This window comes from Bacteroides sp. A1C1 (genome assembly GCF_004328515.1).
Classification (GTDB): domain Bacteria; phylum Bacteroidota; class Bacteroidia; order Bacteroidales; family Bacteroidaceae; genus Bacteroides; species Bacteroides uniformis.
This window is the reverse complement of sequence record NZ_CP036491.1, coordinates 4,112,989-4,131,131: the sequence shown is the minus strand read 5'-3', so window position 1 is coordinate 4,131,131 and position 18,143 is coordinate 4,112,989. Positions and strand designations below refer to the sequence as shown.

At 47.5% G+C, this 18,143-nt stretch carries 16 protein-coding genes; 3 read left to right on the top strand and 13 right to left on the bottom strand.

The window, feature by feature from the left end:
• Positions 1 to 318: 318 nt before the first annotated feature.
• The 6 genes from EYA81_RS17155 to EYA81_RS17130 form a co-directional block, all read right to left on the bottom strand.
• Positions 319 to 1,428: a PspC domain-containing protein gene (locus EYA81_RS17155; protein WP_131226147.1), complete on the bottom strand. Its 1,110-nt coding sequence runs from the start codon at positions 1,426 to 1,428 to the stop codon at positions 319 to 321.
• Between the two features lie 76 nt (positions 1,429 to 1,504).
• Positions 1,505 to 1,831, bottom strand: coding sequence for a PadR family transcriptional regulator (locus EYA81_RS17150; RefSeq protein WP_005825341.1), 327 nt, complete (start codon positions 1,829 to 1,831; stop codon positions 1,505 to 1,507).
• A gap of 215 nt (positions 1,832 to 2,046) precedes the next feature.
• Complete coding sequence (hydF, locus tag EYA81_RS17145) at positions 2,047 to 3,237, bottom strand: [FeFe] hydrogenase H-cluster maturation GTPase HydF (protein ID WP_131226145.1); 1,191 nt, start codon at positions 3,235 to 3,237, stop codon at positions 2,047 to 2,049.
• Positions 3,238 to 3,248: 11 nt separating this feature from the next.
• Positions 3,249 to 4,667, bottom strand: coding sequence for a [FeFe] hydrogenase H-cluster radical SAM maturase HydG (gene hydG, locus EYA81_RS17140; protein WP_034525452.1), 1,419 nt, complete (start codon positions 4,665 to 4,667; stop codon positions 3,249 to 3,251).
• A 52-nt stretch (positions 4,668 to 4,719) separates the two neighbouring features.
• A complete protein-coding gene (hydE, locus tag EYA81_RS17135) occupies positions 4,720 to 5,778 on the bottom strand; it encodes a [FeFe] hydrogenase H-cluster radical SAM maturase HydE (RefSeq protein WP_005825345.1) in 1,059 nt (352 codons plus the stop codon).
• A gap of 16 nt (positions 5,779 to 5,794) precedes the next feature.
• The gene (locus EYA81_RS17130; protein ID WP_005825346.1) at positions 5,795 to 7,255 is read right to left on the bottom strand and encodes a monomeric [FeFe] hydrogenase; all 1,461 of its coding nucleotides are present in this window, start codon (positions 7,253 to 7,255) and stop codon (positions 5,795 to 5,797) included.
• Between the two features lie 107 nt (positions 7,256 to 7,362).
• Here EYA81_RS17130 and EYA81_RS17125 point away from each other — a divergent pair, with 107 nt between their 5' ends.
• The gene (locus EYA81_RS17125) at positions 7,363 to 7,860 is read left to right on the top strand and encodes a GNAT family N-acetyltransferase (protein WP_005825348.1); all 498 of its coding nucleotides are present in this window, start codon (positions 7,363 to 7,365) and stop codon (positions 7,858 to 7,860) included.
• Positions 7,861 to 7,949: 89 nt separating this feature from the next.
• Here the strand turns inward: EYA81_RS17125 and EYA81_RS17120 are convergent, their stop codons facing one another.
• The 3 genes from EYA81_RS17120 to uvrA all read right to left on the bottom strand — a co-directional run bounded on the left by EYA81_RS17120 (position 7,950) and on the right by uvrA (position 12,924).
• Positions 7,950 to 9,470: a peptide MFS transporter gene (locus EYA81_RS17120; protein WP_005825349.1), complete on the bottom strand. Its 1,521-nt coding sequence runs from the start codon at positions 9,468 to 9,470 to the stop codon at positions 7,950 to 7,952.
• Between the two features lie 117 nt (positions 9,471 to 9,587).
• The gene (gene ybaK / locus EYA81_RS17115; RefSeq protein ID WP_005825350.1) at positions 9,588 to 10,067 is read right to left on the bottom strand and encodes a Cys-tRNA(Pro) deacylase; all 480 of its coding nucleotides are present in this window, start codon (positions 10,065 to 10,067) and stop codon (positions 9,588 to 9,590) included.
• Between the two features lie 25 nt (positions 10,068 to 10,092).
• Entirely contained in the window at positions 10,093 to 12,924 is a 2,832-nt protein-coding gene (gene uvrA / locus EYA81_RS17110) for an excinuclease ABC subunit UvrA (RefSeq protein WP_117599498.1), read from the bottom strand.
• A gap of 189 nt (positions 12,925 to 13,113) precedes the next feature.
• Here uvrA and EYA81_RS17100 point away from each other — a divergent pair, with 189 nt between their 5' ends.
• A complete protein-coding gene (locus EYA81_RS17100; RefSeq protein ID WP_117599497.1) occupies positions 13,114 to 14,904 on the top strand; it encodes a LysM peptidoglycan-binding domain-containing protein in 1,791 nt (596 codons plus the stop codon).
• Between the two features lie 73 nt (positions 14,905 to 14,977).
• The gene (locus EYA81_RS17095; RefSeq protein WP_008663316.1) at positions 14,978 to 15,679 is read left to right on the top strand and encodes a porin family protein; all 702 of its coding nucleotides are present in this window, start codon (positions 14,978 to 14,980) and stop codon (positions 15,677 to 15,679) included.
• Between the two features lie 168 nt (positions 15,680 to 15,847).
• On the opposite strand, the gene EYA81_RS17090 is transcribed toward EYA81_RS17095, so the two are convergent.
• From EYA81_RS17090 to EYA81_RS17075, 4 genes are all read right to left on the bottom strand, one after another.
• A complete protein-coding gene (locus tag EYA81_RS17090) occupies positions 15,848 to 16,309 on the bottom strand; it encodes a DUF4293 domain-containing protein (RefSeq protein ID WP_005825355.1) in 462 nt (153 codons plus the stop codon).
• Entirely contained in the window at positions 16,309 to 16,644 is a 336-nt protein-coding gene (locus tag EYA81_RS17085) for a DNA-directed RNA polymerase subunit omega (protein ID WP_005825356.1), read from the bottom strand. The genes EYA81_RS17090 and EYA81_RS17085 overlap by 1 nt, the downstream gene beginning before the upstream one ends.
• A 24-nt stretch (positions 16,645 to 16,668) precedes the next feature.
• Positions 16,669 to 17,487 (bottom strand): outer membrane protein assembly factor BamD, encoded by an 819-nt coding sequence (locus EYA81_RS17080; protein WP_009038614.1) that lies wholly within the window; start codon positions 17,485 to 17,487, stop codon positions 16,669 to 16,671.
• Between the two features lie 196 nt (positions 17,488 to 17,683).
• Positions 17,684 to 18,109 carry an amino acid-binding protein gene (locus tag EYA81_RS17075; protein WP_057098070.1) on the bottom strand — a complete coding sequence of 142 codons (426 nt, stop codon included), beginning with the start codon at positions 18,107 to 18,109 and terminating at the stop codon, positions 17,684 to 17,686.
• Positions 18,110 to 18,143 lie beyond the last annotated feature (34 nt).

Below are 18,143 nucleotides of genomic sequence, written 5' to 3'. Positions count from 1 at the left end.
ATATTTAAGAAAACTAAAGAGGGAAGATTACTTAAAAATTAGTAAAAGGAAGAAGTTAGAGAAATACAATGCAATAGGCTTACTGACAAAGTATTATACTCACTAAAAAGAAATTTATAGAATATTTTTATTAAACATTTTGCGAGATTCAAAAATACACGTTATCTTTGCGTTCATTAAACGAACGTTTAAAAAACACCTTTTCCAAACGAAATATTCCACTGTATAACAAATAATTACATTGAAATAAAAAATATCGTGTTTATAGAAATCAGATTCCTACAAACACGATATCAATTAAAAAAGAAATTACTATTCTCAGAAGTTAAAGATACCCAATTCCGGGAAAGTAGCCTCTTGCACTGCAAAACAGATTCCGAAGCAAGCCGCACTTACAATCCAAAGAATAACCAGCGTCCACTTCAAACCGGAATTCATCGGCTGCCATTTGAATATCTGACTGAAGATGGCCCATACAAGACTGACCAAAGGAATTCCTACCAGCAAGATTCCTGCAATGTACATCACAATGGCAGACAACGGAGAAGTAGGCAGTACCACATCAGCCATCGGGAAAAAGGAAATGAGAGCCGCACCGCCACCAACAGCCACCGCTATCGCAGCAAACAACAACGCCACAAATACCACTCCAAATACAAACAGTACCGGACTGCAGATAATGGCAAATATCACCAGACAGATTTTCAAGAACCAGCCGACAATCATCACCAATGCATCTCCCAACTTCTGCAAGAAAGTACGGGGTTTGTCCGACCTCATATAATCATTCACCCCATTGGCAACCTTCTCAAAACCGTCCGTCACCGTCTTTCCGATATTCTCTACCGTAACGGCCTCGCCACGCATACTCAACTTCTCGGCTGCTGTGCGGGCTTCCGGTATAACCAGCCAACACACGATATAGACCGGTATCAATGTCCCTACCCCACAAATCAAGATGACAAGCAGTAACAGTCGAAGTAAAGTTACATCCCATCCCAGGTAGGCAGCCATTCCACTGATGACACCACCCAGCATTTTGTCATCCGGATTGCGGTATAGACGACGGCGTGTAGTGCCATAAGCGGTATTGCTGTTCCAAGCACCGGCACCATAGCCGCCCCCGGCACTCGTGCTGCCGGAATCGGCACTAGCACTCTCTCCTTCTGCCTCCATATCTTCCGGCTTTCCCATGCGGGCAATCACCTCTTCCACGTCGGCTATCGTGATTACTTGTGAACCGGCCGACAATTTCTCGGCAAAGAGTTCGGAAATACGGCGTTCAATATCATCTACAATCTCGTCGGCACCGGCTTCCTTGCGGAAGTGCATCTTGAGATTACTCAAATAATTATCCAAAAGACGGTATGCGTCATCATCAATATTGAAAACGGTTCCACCTAAATTTACAGTTAATGTCTTTTTCATAACACATTATTTATTTACAATTTTACTATTTACGATTTACCATCCGGCGAATTACGGTATATTCTCTTCGGCTATTTCAAGAATTGCTGATGTGATTCACCGTCTCGTTCAACTCTTTCCAGGATGTTTCCAGTTCACCGAGAAAGACTTCTCCTTTTTCCGTCAACCGGTAATATTTACGGGGAGGCCCTTGTGTAGACTCAATCCATTCATACCCCAAAAGGTCGTCGTTCTTCAAACGGGTGAGCAACGGATAAAGTGTACCTTCCACCACAATCAGTCTGGCTTCTTTCAACTTCTGAATGATATCCGAAGCATAAGCCGGCTCTTTGTGAAGCAGCAGCATGATGCAATATTCAAGCATGCCCTTGCGCATTTGCGACTTTACATTGTTTACATCCATAATGGTATTTACTATTTGACAATTTACTATTTGGCTGCGCAATAGAGTAATGAGTGTCCTTATTAATTCTATTGTTGTTCCTTGTATGGCACAAATATATGTATTATACCAGTACCTTGTATTACAAAGTACTTTATATTAAACATTATTAACAAGAAAAGTAGTTCACGCTACTCTATAACATCAGTAACGTGAACAGAGAGGAAGAGGGATATTTACCGATGGATAACAATTTTATCCAATATACCGGTCAGACTCGCAATTGCTACTCCGTAGTTGGTTATGGGGATGTGCTGTGCGCAAGCATGGGCTATACGATTGAGAACGTACTTCCGGTTGAACATGCAAGCGCCGCAATGGATAATTAAATCATATCGGGACAAGTCTCTGGGAAAGTCATTTCCAGAGACAAAGTCTATCTGCAATTCCTCGCCGATGCGCTTTCGTAGCAGGCGGGGAATTTTGACGGTGCCGATGTCCTCGGTCAGCGGAGCATGGGTGCAAGCTTCGGCTATCAGTACACGCGATTGGGGTGTCAGGCTATGAATAGCGGCAGCTCCCTCTACAAAGGCATTGATGTCTCCTTTGTAACCGGCAAAAAGAACCGAGAAGGAAGTAAGACTACTTTCGGCAGGCTTTTGTTGATAGACGATGGGGAATACTTGTGAATCGGTGATTATCAGCTTAGGCGGACGGACAAGGGCTTGCAGGGAGGCTTGCAGCTTGTCGGTGGTGCAGCTCATCACTAAGCACTTTTTATCCAACAGTTCGCGGATGGTCTGCACTTGCGGAAGAATGAGACGACCTTTGGGGGCTTGTATATCCTGGGGCATCACCAGCAGGACGACATCTCCTTCACTTACCAAATTGCCCGTGATAGTCTGCTCACCAAAATTCTCGGGAAGCTTTTCGAGGATAGTATCGAAAATACCTTGAATACCGGTACCCTCTTTGGCACTGACCACAACGGGAGCCTGCCCGCACTCCTTTTCAATCCGAAGAACCACGGAAGCGGTGTCTTGACGGGAATCGGCTTTATTCAGTATCAGTATCACGGGGATTTCGCGCGCAGCCAGTAGCTTTAGCCATTGCTGTTCCAGCGTTCCGTCAGCTTCATAAAGCAAGAGGGCGATGTCTGCTTTCTCCACCGTCTTTAAGGTACGCTCCACGCGCATACCGCCCAGTTCGCCTTCGTCGTCATCAAAACCGGGGGTATCGATAAAGAGGCACGGGCCCAAAGGATATACTTCCATGGCTTTGGTCACGGGGTCGGTAGTAGTGCCGGGCGTTGCGGATACCAATGCCGTGTCTTGCCCGGTCAAGGCATTGACAAGGCTGGACTTTCCGCTGTTCCGTCGTCCAAAGACGGCAATGTGCAGGCGGTTGGAACGAGGTGTATTATTCATAAATCCGAAATCTAAAATCTAAAGTCTCTTTTCCCCTCCCCTATCTCCTGAAGATTACGTTCGGCTATCGCCCGTATCTTGGGGTTCGGGATATGCTCCATCTCCTCACGAATCAGCTGTATGCCCTTCTCCTTGGTTTCGGAGGAGGCATAGTCCTCCAGATATTCTTTTAATGTCATCAGTGCATTGGGCTGGCAGCAGTTTGCTATCTGTCCGCGCTTAACGAGCGACATGAAGCGGTCTCCGGTACGTCCCTCGCGATAGCAGGCGGTGCAGAAGCTGGGGATATGTCCCAGATCGAGCAGCCAGCTCACCACTTCATCCAGCGTGCGCCGATCGCTCACATCGAATTGGGAGGAATCTTCCTCTTTGGCTTCCGGCACGGCATAGCCTCCCACGCTGGTGCGCGAACCGCCGCTTATCTGCGAAACGCCCAGTTCGAGCACCCGACGGCGTACGGCTTCCGACTCACGGGTGGAAATAATCATTCCCGTATAAGGCACCGCAATGCGGGTAACCGCCACAATACGGCAGAACATCTCATCCGAGATGGCATCGGGAAAATCCTCGGTCGAAATATCATCTGCCGGACAGATGCGCGGCACGCTGATGGTATGCGGACCCACGCCAAAGGTAGCTTCCAGATGTTCGGCATGCATCAGCAGTCCTACAAAGTCATAGCGATAGGTATTCAGACCGAACAATACACCGATACCTACATCGTCGATGCCACCCTCCATAGCGCGGTCCATCGCTTCGGTGTGGTAGGCATAATTACTTTTCGGTCCCGTGGGATGCAAGGCTTCGTAATGCTCTTTGCTGTAAGTCTCCTGAAAAAGGATATAAGTGCCGATACCTGCCTCTTTCAGCAACCGATAGTTTTCCACTGTAGTGGCGGCTATGTTGACATTCACCCGGCGGATGGCCCCGTTCTTGTGATGGATGCTGTAGATGGTGCGGATAGACTCTAAGATATAGTCGATAGGGTTGTTTCGAGGGTCTTCTCCGGCTTCCAGCGCCAGGCGTTTATGCCCCATGTCCTGCAAGGCGATAACCTCGCGGCGTATCTCCTCTTGCGAGAGTTTCTTGCGGGGGATGGTACGGTTCTTGGCATGATACGGGCAATAGACGCAACCGTTCACGCAATAGTTGGAAAGGTAAAGCGGGGCAAACATCACAATGCGGTTGCCATAGAATTTCCGTTTGATTTCACGTGCCAGATGATAGATGCGCTGCACCAGTTCCGGCTCGTCACATTCCAGCAGCAGGGCCGCCTCCCGATGGGAAAGCCCCTGGCACAAAGCAGCCTTGTCAATCAAACTTTCAATGAGCGGACGGTTGTTGCGGTTTGCCTGCGCATACTCCAATGTATCCAATATCTCCTGGTGATTGATGAATTCTTCTGCTTGTCTTGACTTTATGTTATACACTTCGTAAATTGATAATTGGTAATTAAAATAAAGAATGAAGATTTGAAAATTATCAATTATCAACGGTCAATTCTCCATTCTCATAATCTCCTCTCTCTCTTGATACCTCGTAGCCTATCCCTTTCAGTTGTTCCTCCAATTTTAGCAAACCTTCTGCCGCTTCGGCACCCGCAGAAGCTTTGTTATCATAGAGGGAGTACTTCGCCCGCTGATGAGAAGGCGAAAGATTAGGCATCACGACATTGGCGCCAGCCAATATTCCCCGTTCCCGTCCGTCCGGAGCAAGTGTGGCCAGGGCAGTGGTAGCAGGTATCAGTGCCGCGGGATGCATCAACCGGAAGATAGAAAGCAACTTCAACGTCAACTCCATATCTCCCGGCGGAAAAGAGGAAAACGGAGTATCGTGATGCGGAAGAAAAGGTCCCATGCCTATCATCTCCGGCTGAAACCGTTCGATGAAGAGAATGTCTTCTACCAAATGGTCCACCGTCTGGTAAGGACTGCCCACCATGATTCCGGTTCCCACTTGATAGCCTATCTCTTTCAGCCAGTCCAAGCATTGCAACCGATGGGAAAGGGACATCTCCGCAGGATGAAGCCGGTGATAATGCCCTTCGTTGCAGGTTTCGTGCCGCAACAGATAGCGGTTGGCACCTGCCAGGAAGAAACGTTCGTAGGCTTCCCGCGATTTCTCGCCCAAGGATAAGGTAATGGCACAATCCGGGAAGGATTGCCGGATAGCGGCAACTGCCTCCACCATCCCCTCATCCTTCACCGCCGGCGCTTCGCCCCCTTGCAGCACAAAGGTACGGAAGCCCAACCGATAGCCTTCATGGCAACACGAAAGAATCTCCTCCTGCGTCAGCTCATAACGGGTTATGTTCCGGTTCTCCTTCCGTATGCCGCAATAGTAGCAGTTATTGCGGCAACGGTTGGTTATCTCAATCAGTCCGCGAATGAAGATTTTATTGCCAAAGCGGGCAAGCGCTTCTTCCCGAGCAAGCTCCTGCAGGTAGGCTGCAAGTTCTGTGTCCCGGCAAAGAAGCATGGCTTTATACTCTTCGGCATCCAGCCTGCGGTTGCTCCGCAGTTTGTCAATCAAATGCTTCATATAAACGGACAAAGGGCTAATACGTCTCTTTCCTCTTTGCCAACTCCTGCGTCAGCTGGCGCTTTCCGGCAGTTATTTCATTGTGCGAACATGGCCCGGTAATACAACCGCCCTCGCAAGCCATCACTTCAATAAATTGCCCCGGAGCCTTGCCCGACTTGGCGTAAGCACGCAACGCACCGATAGCCTTCTTATCCAGATTAGCCACTTGTACGGCATTGATTTTATCTGCCTCTTCCTTCAGATAGGCTTTCACGGCACCCATCACGCCTCCTGCCTGCGCAAAACCATGCGCCTCGCGCACGGAAGTGAAACTCATGGAATAGGGCTTTGCCTGCTCCATCTGAATATCCAGCCCGGCAAGCACGGAAGCCACCTCCTCGAAAGTCATGATAAAGTCCACCGCCTCGTCGCGCTGCGCCTCTTTGCGCTTGGCAACGCAAGGACCTATGAAGACCACCTTCGCATCCGGATACTTCTCTTTAGCAATGCGGGCAGCATAATACATTGGCGAACCGGTGCCCGACACGTAAGGCTTCATGGCAGGAATATGCTTGTTCACCAACTCTATATAAGACGGACAACAGGAAGTCGTCATAAACTTCTGACCCTCCTCCAGCTTCTCAATCAGCTCGTGCGCCTCGTTGCTGACGGTATCCATCGCACCCTGAGCCACCTCAATGACATCCGTAAAACCGACTTGTTTCAATGCGCCATATACTTGTTCAATAGTCGTCTTGAACTGCCCCAGGATGGACGGAGCCACGATAGCCACCACCTGCTCACCCTTGCGGATTCTGTGCAACACGTCGAACACCTGCGATATTTCGAAAATTGCTCCGAATGGACATGCATTGAGACACTTTCCGCAATAGATACATTTGCTTTCGTCAATATGCTCTATCCCCTTCTCATCCTTACTGATGGCTTTCACGGGACAAGCTTCCTCACAAGGTACGGGAATATAAACAATGGCATGGTAGGGACAACTCTTATGGCAGATGCCGCAACTGATACATGCATCATGGTCAATCCATGCCTGACCGCTCTCCTTGACATGCACTGCCTTCTTGGGACAATTCACCTGGCAACTGCGTGCCGTACATCCGCGGCAGAGGTTCGTAATCTCGTAGTTAATCTGCACACATGCCGAACAAGCTTCGTCAATCACACACATGATGTTGTCTTTCGGCCTGCCATTTTCCGCTCTGTCCAGTGCACGGGCAGCGTACTCCGACAAGGGGGTCAGCTCATCCGTCTCGTCCTCCATATCGAGTCCCAGAAGCGGCAATGACTTGTACTTCCACACCGCGCGCTCTTTGTGCACACAGCAGCGTCCCGCGTGCTTGGACCTCTTCGGACTCAGCTCGATGGGCAGCCGGTCTATTTTATCCACAAGTTCGTTGTTATTCCACAGCTTTACCAGTTCCTTCAGTAATCTGTGGCGGACAATCATAATGTTGCTCGTAAATGCCATAATTTTTAAAATCAAAATTAGTTAGTTCGGTAACGGTCTGCAAAGATAACGATTGTTTCACAAAAAAGGCTTAACTTTACACCCCAAACAGTATAAATACAACCGATATGTTTACCATAAGAAAAGCAACGACAGCAGACTGCGCACTGATTCAGAAACTTGCGCAGCAAATATTCCCCGTCACGTATAAGGATATCCTTACTCCCGAACAGACCGACTACATGATGGAATGGATGTATTCATTGGACAATATCCGCAAGCAAATGGAAGAGGAAGGCCACGTCTACTTCCTGGCCTACGAAGAATGTGAAGCGGCGGGCTATGTGTCCGTACAGCAGCAAGGAGAAGATTTATTCCACCTGCAAAAGATTTATGTGCTCCCCTATTACCAGGGTGCACATTGCGGCAGTTTCCTCTTTCGAGAAGCCATCAAGTACATCAAGGAAGTACATCCCGGCCCTTGTCTGATGGAATTGAATGTAAACCGCAACAACAAGGCACTGCAGTTTTACGAACATATGGGAATGCGAAAACTCCGTGAAGGGGATTTCCCGATAGGAAACGGATATTACATGAATGACTACATCATGGGACTGGAAATCTGAGTCCCGGCATTAAAAGCCCTCCAAAAACTAAAGGCTGCGCAGTTCATTACGAACATTGCGCAGCCTTTAGTTTTATCTTTCGTTTCCGATTACTTCGCCACCTTTTCAAGCCATTTCAGCATGAACAGCATGGTGAACATGGAAATGCAGCACGCTACTACAAATACCGTCCACGTCATCCAGATAGGAATACTTTCGTAGAGGATAGCACCGATAACGAGCAACTGATTACCAATGGCAGTAGCACCGAGCCAACCGCCCTGCATGATACCCTGATATTTGGGAGGAGCCACCTTGGATACGAATGAAATGCCCAACGGAGAAATGTACAACTCGGCAACAGTCAATATCAGATAGGTAACCATCAGCAACAGCGGAGTCACCTTCACCGGAGAGGTACCCAAAGCGATAATATCCTTGTGCATCGGCAAGTTGCTTACATAAGAACCGATAGCCATTATAAGGAAGCCAGTGGCAGCAATACCCATACCGATGGCAATCTTCCGCGGAGTGGAAGGCTCTTTACCCTTGGCACGCTGTGCTGCAAAGACAGCCATGATGACCGGAGTGAGAGACACAACGAAAATCGGGTTCAAAGACTGGAACAGCTCAGCTGAAATAGCCATGCCGAACAAATTCAAATCTGTATATTCCTTGGCAAAATAAGTCAGTGTCAATCCATTCTGATGGAACGAGAACCAGAAGAAAATTACCACACCGAATACGGCAAACAATGCATACATGCGCTGTCTTACCTCTTGTGCATTCATCTCCACTGCAGTGGCATCGCCCGCTTTTGCAGCAACCTTCTTGCTGGGATCGGGGAATTTCTTTCTGTTGATGACGAAAATTACCAAAGAGAGAACCATAGCCAGGATAGCTACACCGAATGCATAATGGAAACCAGTGGTGAACACGTTCAGATATTCATTGGCAAATACCGTCATATCCGTTACGGGTGTTCCGGAAATAGTGGCTTTGGCTGCCAATGCGCTATAAGTGTCCACAGCCTCGGGAGTCAGCGTTCCTGCCAGATGTCCGTGGCAAAGGGCAGGCAGGTCGGCATCATAATTGTAGCCGAATGTGGACAACCACCAGTTACGCACGCCTACTGCGGCAAACGGGGCAAAGATGGCACCTACATTGATGAACATATAGAATAAGGAGAAACCGGAATCGCGCATGCTGGAGTACTGAGGATTGTCGTACATCTGCCCTACGAGCGCTTGAAGATTTCCCTTGAAAAGACCATTTCCGAAAGCAATGACAAACAAGGCTGCACAAGTAATCACCAGAAACAAGGTCTTATTGGCAACCGGTGTAGGAGACGGGATGGCCAGCATCAAGTAACCTACCGCCATCAAAACAATACCGGCAAAGATGGTACCTTTGTAATTACGGGTTCTGTCGGCAATAATACCACCTATCAATGCTAGAATGTAAATAGAAAAATAAAATGTTGAGTAGATCAAACCTGCCTCTTTTCCATCCAGTCCGAACTTGGCTTGCAGAAAAAGTACAAGAATGGCCATCATGGTATAAAAGCCGAAACGCTCGCCCAAATTAGCAAAAGATGCGGCAATCAGACCTTTAGGGTGTTTGTTGAACATAAAAATTAGTTTTTAGAATTAGTAATTGGATTGATTTCTTGAATAATTCCTGCAAATATATAAATTCTATTGAAGATTTCCTTATAAAATTAAAATATCTCGGCAGAAATAGAAGATTTATTCATTAAAAAGAATACAAACCTCTGCATGCACTTCCCTTACCAAATCCTTCGGATCCAACTTAAGCTGCAAACCGCGTTGTCCGGCACTGATATAGATATACGGAAACCGCAGGCACGTTTCATGGATATAGGTAGGGAAAGGTTTCTTCATGCCGATGGGTGAACACCCACCCCGGATATAGCCAGTCAGAGGTAAAAGTTCCTTAACCGGGATAAGGTCACATTTTTTGTTTCCTGACGCTTTTGCCGCCAGCTTCAAATCCACTTCGTGCTCACCCGGGATGACACAGACAAAATAACCGGATTTATCACCGTGAAGAATCAGCGTCTTGAACACGCAATTGATGTCCTCACCCAAACTGGCAGCTACATGCACTGCACTTAAGTCGTTCTCATCCACCTCGTAGGGAATGAGCTCATACGCAATCTTGGCCTTGTCGAGAAGCCTTGCTGCATTCGTCTTATTGATTTTCATAATATTCTCTATGATGAGATAATTATCACTTGATATTCAATTCTTCACGCAGGAACTTAGGCGTATAGCCTTTCTTGCTTTTAGCAACCTCTTCCGGGGTTCCGCAGGAAAGGAGTTCTCCCCCTCCCTTACCGCCTTCTGGCCCCATATCGATGATATAGTCCGCCATCTTGATGACATCGAGATTATGCTCTATGACGATGACGGTATTCCCTTTGTCTACAAGTTTGTTCAACACGTTCATCAAAACGCGGATATCTTCGAAATGAAGTCCGGTAGTAGGTTCGTCAAGGATATACAGAGTCTTGCCCGTATCACGTTTGGAAAGTTCCGTAGCCAACTTCACGCGCTGGCTCTCACCTCCGGAGAGCGTGGTGGAAGACTGGCCCAACTTGATATAACCCAATCCCACTTCCTGGATAACCTTAATTTTGTTCAATATCTGAGGCACATTCTCGAAAAACTCCACCGCACGGTTGATGGTCATATCCAGCACATCGGCAATGGATTTTCCCTTAAAACGCACTTCCAGCGTCTCTCGGTTGTAACGCTTGCCGTGACATACCTCGCAAGGCACATACACATCCGGCAAGAAATTCATCTCAATGCACTTGTACCCATTGCCTTGGCAAGCTTCGCAGCGTCCGCCACTGACGTTGAAGGAAAAGCGTCCCGCCTTATATCCACGTATCTTCGCTTCGGGCAAGCCGACAAACAGATTGCGGATATCGGAAAACACACCGGTATAAGTGGCAGGATTGGAACGCGGCGTTCGTCCCAAAGGAGACTGGTCCACATTCACCACCTTGTCTATATATTCCAGCCCTTCAATACTGTCATAGTCCAAAGGATCCTGCAGTGAACGATAGAACTTCTGCGAAAGAATAGGCTGCAACGTCTCGTTGATAAGCGTGGACTTGCCACTGCCGGAAACACCGGTAACGCAAATCAGCTTGCCCAGCGGGAACTCCACATCCACATTCTTCAGATTATTACCCTTGGCGCCACGCAGCCACAGACTGTGTCCATTGCCCTCGCGACGCTTGGCAGGCACCTCAATGGCACGCTCACCATTCAAGTATTGGGAAGTCAGCGTATGCGTCCGGAGCATTTCACGGGGAGTACCGGCAAAGACAACATCCCCTCCCAGCCTACCAGCTTTCGGCCCCATATCAATGACATAATCGGCGGCAAGCATCATATCCTTGTCATGCTCCACCACAATGACGGAGTTGCCAATGTCACGCAGTTCCTTCAAAGAGTGTATCAAGCGCTGGTTGTCGCGTTGGTGCAGGCCGATACTCGGCTCATCCAATATATACAGCACATTCACCAGCTGTGAACCTATCTGCGTAGCCAGGCGGATACGCTGGCTTTCACCACCGGAAAGGCTGACGGAACTACGGTTCAGCGAAAGATAATCCAGACCTACATCAAGCAGAAATTTGAGCCGTGTACGGATTTCCTTCAGGATTTCACCGGCAATCTGCTGTTGTTTGCTACTAAGATACGGGTCTACGTTTACCAGCCAGTCATACAGTTCATTGATGTCCATCGTAGACAATTCGTAGATGTTCTTGTCGTGAATGCGGAATGAAAGCGCTTCCTTATTCAACTTGGCGCCATGACACTCCGGACAAACGGCAGTCTTGGCAAACTGGTCCGCCCACTTCTGTGCCGTGGCAGAAGCATCCTTCTCCTGCAACATCTGGATATACTTTACAACCCCCTCAAACGTCACAAAATAATCGGAAGAGGTGCCTATCAGTGAACTCTTTATCTTGATACGCTCGTCCGAGCCGTAGAGAATCTCGTCGATGGCATCCTCCGGTAAGTCTTTGACCGGTGTTTTCAGCGTTGCTTCATATTTCTCCAGCAAGGCAGTAATCTGCCAGAAGATCATGCTGTTCTTGGCTTTCCCCAACGGTGCGATGGCACCTCCGGCAATGGAGAGCTCACGGTCGGGAATCACCTTGTCAATATCAATCTGGCTGACCACCCCCAATCCCTTACACTTAGGGCATGCACCTTGCGGCGAATTGAAGGAAAAGTTGTGCGGCGCCGGTTCCCGATAGGACAACCCCGTCACGGGACACATCAGCCGTTTGCTGTAATGACGCACGCTATCCGTCTGCGCATCGAGTATCATCAGCAATCCGTCACCTTGACGCATGGCAGTGGCCACGCTGTTCTTCAGGCGTGTGTCATCCTTGTCCGTCACCACCAGCTTGTCTATCACCACCTCCACATCATGGTTCTTATAGCGGTCCAGCTTCATGCCTGGCAAGGCTTCGCACACCTCACCATCCACACGTACGTAGAGATAGCCTTTCTTACGCACCTGCTCGAAGAGCTCCTTGTAATGCCCCTTACGGCTGCGCACCAGCGGAGCAAGGATATAAATGCGTTTTCCTTTGTAATCCTTCAGGATAAGATCAAGTATCTGTTCCTCGGTATACTTCACCATCTTCTCGCCGGAGAGATAAGAATAAGCCTCTCCCGCACGGGCATACAACAAACGAAGGTAATCATAAACCTCTGTCGTTGTACCCACCGTGGAACGTGGATTCTTATTCGTGGTTTTCTGCTCGATGGAGATAACCGGACTCAGTCCCGTTATCTTATCCACGTCCGGACGTTCCAAATTTCCCAGGAAGTTACGGGCATAGGCTGAAAAGGTCTCGATATAGCGGCGCTGCCCTTCGGCAAAAATAGTATCGAATGCCAAAGAGGACTTGCCGCTTCCGCTCAGGCCTGTAATCACAGTCAGGCTGTTACGGGGAATCTCGGCATCGATATTCTTGAGGTTGTGCACGCGCGCACCATATACATTGATATATTCTGTTTCTTCTTGCATGTTGATTTATCCTATCGTTTTAACTGCAAAAATAACTGTTTCCCCCCGAATATCAGCCGAAAAGCGCTATTTTTCAGTTTTGAAATGCACAATATTATTTCTTAACGCAATCCTTTGGTTTGAATGCCACAATATTCGTACCTTTGCAGCTACTTTGGGAAATTGTAAACATAAACCAACGATTACTGAATGAAAACGATTAACCGCATTATCTGCTCCCTGCTGCTTGCCAGTGCATGCAGTATCGGTGCAATAGCACAAGAGAATCAATCTTATTTTCTGCATACTATCGAAAAAGGACAAAGTCTCTACTCCATCGCCAGCATGTACGGCGTCAGCCAGTCGGACATCATCAAACTGAACCCCGGCAGTGACGAGAAAATATTCATCGGACGCACATTGCGTATTCCACGCAGCGCTGCCAACATACAAAAAGAAACATACCATACCATCGAAACCGGTGAGACCCTTTACCGACTGACCGTGAAATACAATGTATCTGCCAAAGCCATCTGTGACGCCAACCCGGGACTGAGCGCCGAGAATTTCCGTATCGGACAAGTAATCCGTATCCCTTCCACAACCGAGCCCCAAACCATGGTCCCGGTTGAGACACAAAGCAGCACTGTGGTTGCCAACAACAATATTCTCGGCCCCGTAGAGTCACGATGCCGTGACATGCATAAAGTGAAGCGGAAAGAAACCGTATTCAGCATCAGCCGTGAATACGGCATCAGCGAAGCCGAACTGATAGCCGCCAACCCGGAATTAAAAGGCGAAAACAAAATAAAGAAGGGAACCTTCCTCTGCATTCCCTATCCCAAAGCACAGACGGAGCAAAATATCCAGTCGCAGGCAATACCTACCGACAGCGAGCTGTTCCGTGAAAACCGGAAAAAGACAGAACGCTTCAGCACCATCAAGGCTGCCGTCATCCTTCCCTTCCTGGACGGGGTATCAAAGAGCGAGTCTTCCCGTATGGTGGAATACTACGAAGGCCTGCTGATGGCCGTAGACAGCTTGAAACGTACTGGCACTTCCATTGACTTGTACACTTACAATTCTGGTCCCGAAAGTGCCTCGCTGAACTCCATCCTGGGCAAAAGCGAGATGAAAGACATGGACATCATCTTCGGGCCTCTGTACCAACAGCACATCAAACCTCTGGCCGAGTTTGCCAAGAAACAAGACACACGCCTGGTGATACCATTCACATCGAAAGACAACACGGTATTCCAGAATCCGGCGGTCTATCAGATAAATACCCCCCAATCCTATCTGTACTCCGAGGTGTACGACCACTTTGTGCGCCAGTTCCCCAATGCCAACGTCATCTTCATTGAAGCCAGCCAGGGCACCAAGGACAAGGCAGAATTCATCAAGGGACTGAAAGATGAACTGCGCAACCGTTCCATCCCGATGAAGAGCTTGAAAGAGGATGTCACCGTAGAATCCCTGAAAACAGTATTACGCACGGACCGTGAGAATATCTTTATCCCCACATCCGGCAGTAACCTGACATTGATTAAGATACTTCCCCAATTGACCTTATTGGTGCGCGAACAACCCGAAAGCCGTATCCATCTGTTCGGCTATCCGGAATGGCAGACCTACACCAAAGACCACTTGGAAGCCTTCTTTGAACTGGACACCTATTTCTATTCCTCTTTCTATACCAACAACCTGCTGCCTGCCGCCATCAACTTTACCAAAAACTACCGCAGATGGTATGGCAAGGAGATGGACGAGCGCTATCCCAAATTCGGAATGCTGGGCTTCGATACCGGTTATTTCTTCCTGAAAGGACTTGCGCGCTATGGCTCTTCTTTCGAGAAGAACATGCAGGGACTGGATTTGATTCCCATCCAGACCGGCTTCAAGTTCCAACGGGTAAACAACTGGGGAGGCTTCATCAACAAGAAGGTGTTCTTCGTGCACTTCACCAAGAACTTTGAGCTGGTGAAGTTGGACTTTGATTAGGGATTAAGGATTAATAATCTGATAATCCACTATATAACTATTAACTTGTAGCTTGTAACTTATAACTTATAACATGAACCTGAGAACAATCATCATATTCGCCCTGCTGGTGTGTGCATGTATATTGCCCCTGCATGCGCAGGTGGGCGAGCAACGCCACAACTTCGCTGTGGGCGTCAATGGAGGCATCAATCTGAATAGCGTAAGCTTCTCTCCCTCTGTCAAGCAGAAGAATCTGATGGGTATCAACGGCGGTGTAACAGCCCGATACATTTCCGAAAAATACTTCAGTATGATTTGCGGTGCACAAATCGAGCTGAACTTCTCACAACACGGTTGGGACGAGTATTACGAGGACTATCCCACACTGAGCTACACCCGCACCATGAACTATGTGGAAATACCGTTCCTGGCACATCTGGCATTCGGCAAGGACCGCGGTTTGCAATTCTTCATCCATGCCGGTCCGCAGATAGGTTTCCTGCTTGGCGACAGCGAAAAAATAGACGGCGACTGGGACGGCACTGTAGCAGAATCCTACACCAACATCACCGTGGAACAGCACGGCAAGGCCATAGACAACAAATTCGACTACGGCATTGCAGGCGGAGCAGGCATAGAGCTGCGCACCAAGGCAGGCAATTTCATCGTAGAAGGAAGATACTACTATGCTTTATCCGATTTCTATGGCAGCACCAAGAAAGACTTTTTCTCACGCTCCGCACACGGAGTCATTACGGCCAAGATAACTTATCTCTTCGACTTGAAGAAGTAATGCTTATAGGAGACACCCGTTTCCACACGTAGGAACGACAATTTCCTCTAATGGGAACAGTATAATGGAACGGCTTAACCTCAAGCGGAAACGATAAAAAAGGCAGACCACGTATTCCGAATGAAATACGTGGTCTGCCTTTTGTTATTATCAAGTAGATAAACCTTCTTATCTTCTTAAACGGTCTGCCGCCTTCACCATCACCTCATCTTTGTAGATGGCACGGAAGGCCAGATAGTTAAGGATGATGGCTACCACCGGAAGGCAAAGCGCCCATCCTAACTGGAAAGTCATTGCATCCAAATCACCCTTCAAAATAAACATAAATACACAGAAGGCTATGTAGTAGCCTATCAGCAGAATGCTGCTGAAAATCGTCATGCGTATTTGCAACATACGGTTACGGAAAAGGAATATCGTACAGAAGGCAACAAGTGCACTGAGCAACAATATCCCGAACAAGCCCCAAGTAGACTGAAATCCTCCGTCGGCCAAAGCCACTCCCAGAGGTTTGAAAACATGCGCCGTCACTCCGTCCGCTCCGATGAACTGTCCTACAGGCATGCAAATTGCCACAACCAACAGGATAGTTACCAACAACAAATAAACAGATTGAATACGTTGTATCATTACTGTAATTTTTCTTTTTCCTTAGCCGGGTTACGATAGTAAATCTTACCCTCCACATACTCTTGTGTTGCAATCAATGTCGGCTTCGGCAGTTTTTCGTAATAGCGGGAAATCTCAATCTGTTCCCGGTTTTCGAACACTTCTTCCAAATTATCATTGTAAGAGGCAAACTCAGCAAGCTTTTTGGAAAGGTCATTCTTGATTTCCACACTAATCTGGTTGGCACGTTTTCCGATAATCGCTACGCTTTCGTATACATTACCGGTATCCTCACACAACTCCATCATATCACGGGTCACCGTAGTAGTAGGAGCATTTGTCTTTCTGTAATCCATAAATTTATCTATTGTATTATTATATTATTGCTCTTCACTTCCTTCTCCCAGCATTTTCTGTGCTTCCTTAAAGATTCGGTCGACTTCCTTCATATACTTACTTTCGGGGAACTCATTTTTAAAGGCATAACATTCATCCACAGCTTCGCGGTAACGTTCTGCCCTTTTGTCTTCCACACTGTATACAGCCAACTCATACTTGGCACGCAAGATAAGAATGGATAAATCTTCACGCAGGTTGGTATAGGGATAATCCTTCAAAGCATTCTGCGCAGTGATAACGCAAGCCTGATAGTTGTTACCCAGATAATTACCCATATTATAATAAAGTTTTGCAGACAGATACTCCTTCATCACCAGCTTGTCCTGCAAGGCAAATATCATGTTCTGCGCCTCCTCTTTCTTGGAACTTTGCGGGAAGTATTCCATAAACATCTGCAACTGCTGGATGGCGCTATACGTGCCGGATTGGTCCAAACGCGGCTCCGGAGTATCCAGATACAAAGCTTTACCGGCGTGGAAACGTGCCAGTTCTGTGAATGTACCGCGGGGATAAACGTTGTAGTATTGAATGAAAGTCTGCGCAGCAGTCTGATAATCCTTCTGGTTATAGTAACTCATGCCCAGCATATAGAGGGATTCCTCTGCCTTATCAGTACCTTTGAGAATAGCAATCAATTCGTTGAGCAAAGTGGCAGCACGGTTATACTGACCTTTTGCGAAGTAATTTTTTGCCGCTTCGTACTTGTATTCGTAATCTGTGCTTTTCAGCAATTTGTTGTATTCTCCACACGAGGAGAGCAGCAATGCTGCAAGCAGAGTTATTAGGATGTTCTTCTTCATTACTTTTGTTCAAATAATGCGCAAAGATAGGGGTTCGCATCGAATAAAGCAACGATACGAGCCTTAATTTTTCAAAAACCAGACGAACGGGCAGGAAATAAGGATTAATGGTTAGGAATTAGGGATTAGCGGTTAGTGCCATGCGGAGTAATAGCGCAACCACCAACCACTAATCGCTAATCACTATTTTTACATTTTACAGCTTATACAAATCGCTTGCCGCCAGCAAATCAACCTTTTTTTCTGTCAATACACGGATGCAGTTATCCATGTCGTTAGGACGGATGATGACATTGGCCGTTTCACCGTTGGCAAAGGAATACATGTACTCGATGAAGACACCTTCATCGGAGAGGAAGCGGAGCACTTTCGCCAATGAGCCGGGAATATTGGGACAACTGATGCCTACCACATCCGTTACATTCACAGCGAAGTGATTATCTTTCAAAGCTTTATATGCTTTATCCGGTTCAGAAACAATACCACGAAGGATACCGAAATCGGCATTCTCTGCAATACATAGAGCAGAAAGGTTGACACCTTCTTTTGCAAGAACTTCAGTCACCTCTGTGAGGCGGCCGGACTTGTTCTCCAGAAAAATGGAAAGTTGTTTTGCTACCATAGGTTCATTTACTATTTGACAATTTACAATTTAC

Excerpts from the sequence above, each read along its gene's own strand:
- EYA81_RS17155 (WP_131226147.1), bottom strand. The coding sequence starts at position 1,428 with ATGAAAAAGACATTAACTGTAAATTTAGGTGGAACCGTTTTCAATATT.
- EYA81_RS17150 (WP_005825341.1), bottom strand. The coding sequence starts at position 1,831 with ATGGATGTAAACAATGTAAAGTCGCAAATGCGCAAGGGCATGCTTGAA.
- hydF (WP_131226145.1), bottom strand. The coding sequence starts at position 3,237 with ATGAATAATACACCTCGTTCCAACCGCCTGCACATTGCCGTCTTTGGA.
- hydE (WP_005825345.1), bottom strand. The coding sequence starts at position 5,778 with ATGAAGCATTTGATTGACAAACTGCGGAGCAACCGCAGGCTGGATGCC.
- EYA81_RS17130 (WP_005825346.1), bottom strand. The coding sequence starts at position 7,255 with ATGGCATTTACGAGCAACATTATGATTGTCCGCCACAGATTACTGAAG.
- EYA81_RS17125 (WP_005825348.1), top strand. The coding sequence starts at position 7,363 with ATGTTTACCATAAGAAAAGCAACGACAGCAGACTGCGCACTGATTCAG.
- EYA81_RS17120 (WP_005825349.1), bottom strand. The coding sequence starts at position 9,470 with ATGTTCAACAAACACCCTAAAGGTCTGATTGCCGCATCTTTTGCTAAT.
- ybaK (WP_005825350.1), bottom strand. The coding sequence starts at position 10,067 with ATGAAAATCAATAAGACGAATGCAGCAAGGCTTCTCGACAAGGCCAAG.
- uvrA (WP_117599498.1), bottom strand. The coding sequence starts at position 12,924 with ATGCAAGAAGAAACAGAATATATCAATGTATATGGTGCGCGCGTGCAC.
- EYA81_RS17100 (WP_117599497.1), top strand. The coding sequence starts at position 13,114 with ATGAAAACGATTAACCGCATTATCTGCTCCCTGCTGCTTGCCAGTGCA.
- EYA81_RS17095 (WP_008663316.1), top strand. The coding sequence starts at position 14,978 with ATGAACCTGAGAACAATCATCATATTCGCCCTGCTGGTGTGTGCATGT.
- EYA81_RS17090 (WP_005825355.1), bottom strand. The coding sequence starts at position 16,309 with ATGATACAACGTATTCAATCTGTTTATTTGTTGTTGGTAACTATCCTG.
- EYA81_RS17085 (WP_005825356.1), bottom strand. The coding sequence starts at position 16,644 with ATGGATTACAGAAAGACAAATGCTCCTACTACTACGGTGACCCGTGAT.
- EYA81_RS17080 (WP_009038614.1), bottom strand. The coding sequence starts at position 17,487 with ATGAAGAAGAACATCCTAATAACTCTGCTTGCAGCATTGCTGCTCTCC.
- EYA81_RS17075 (WP_057098070.1), bottom strand. The coding sequence starts at position 18,109 with ATGGTAGCAAAACAACTTTCCATTTTTCTGGAGAACAAGTCCGGCCGC.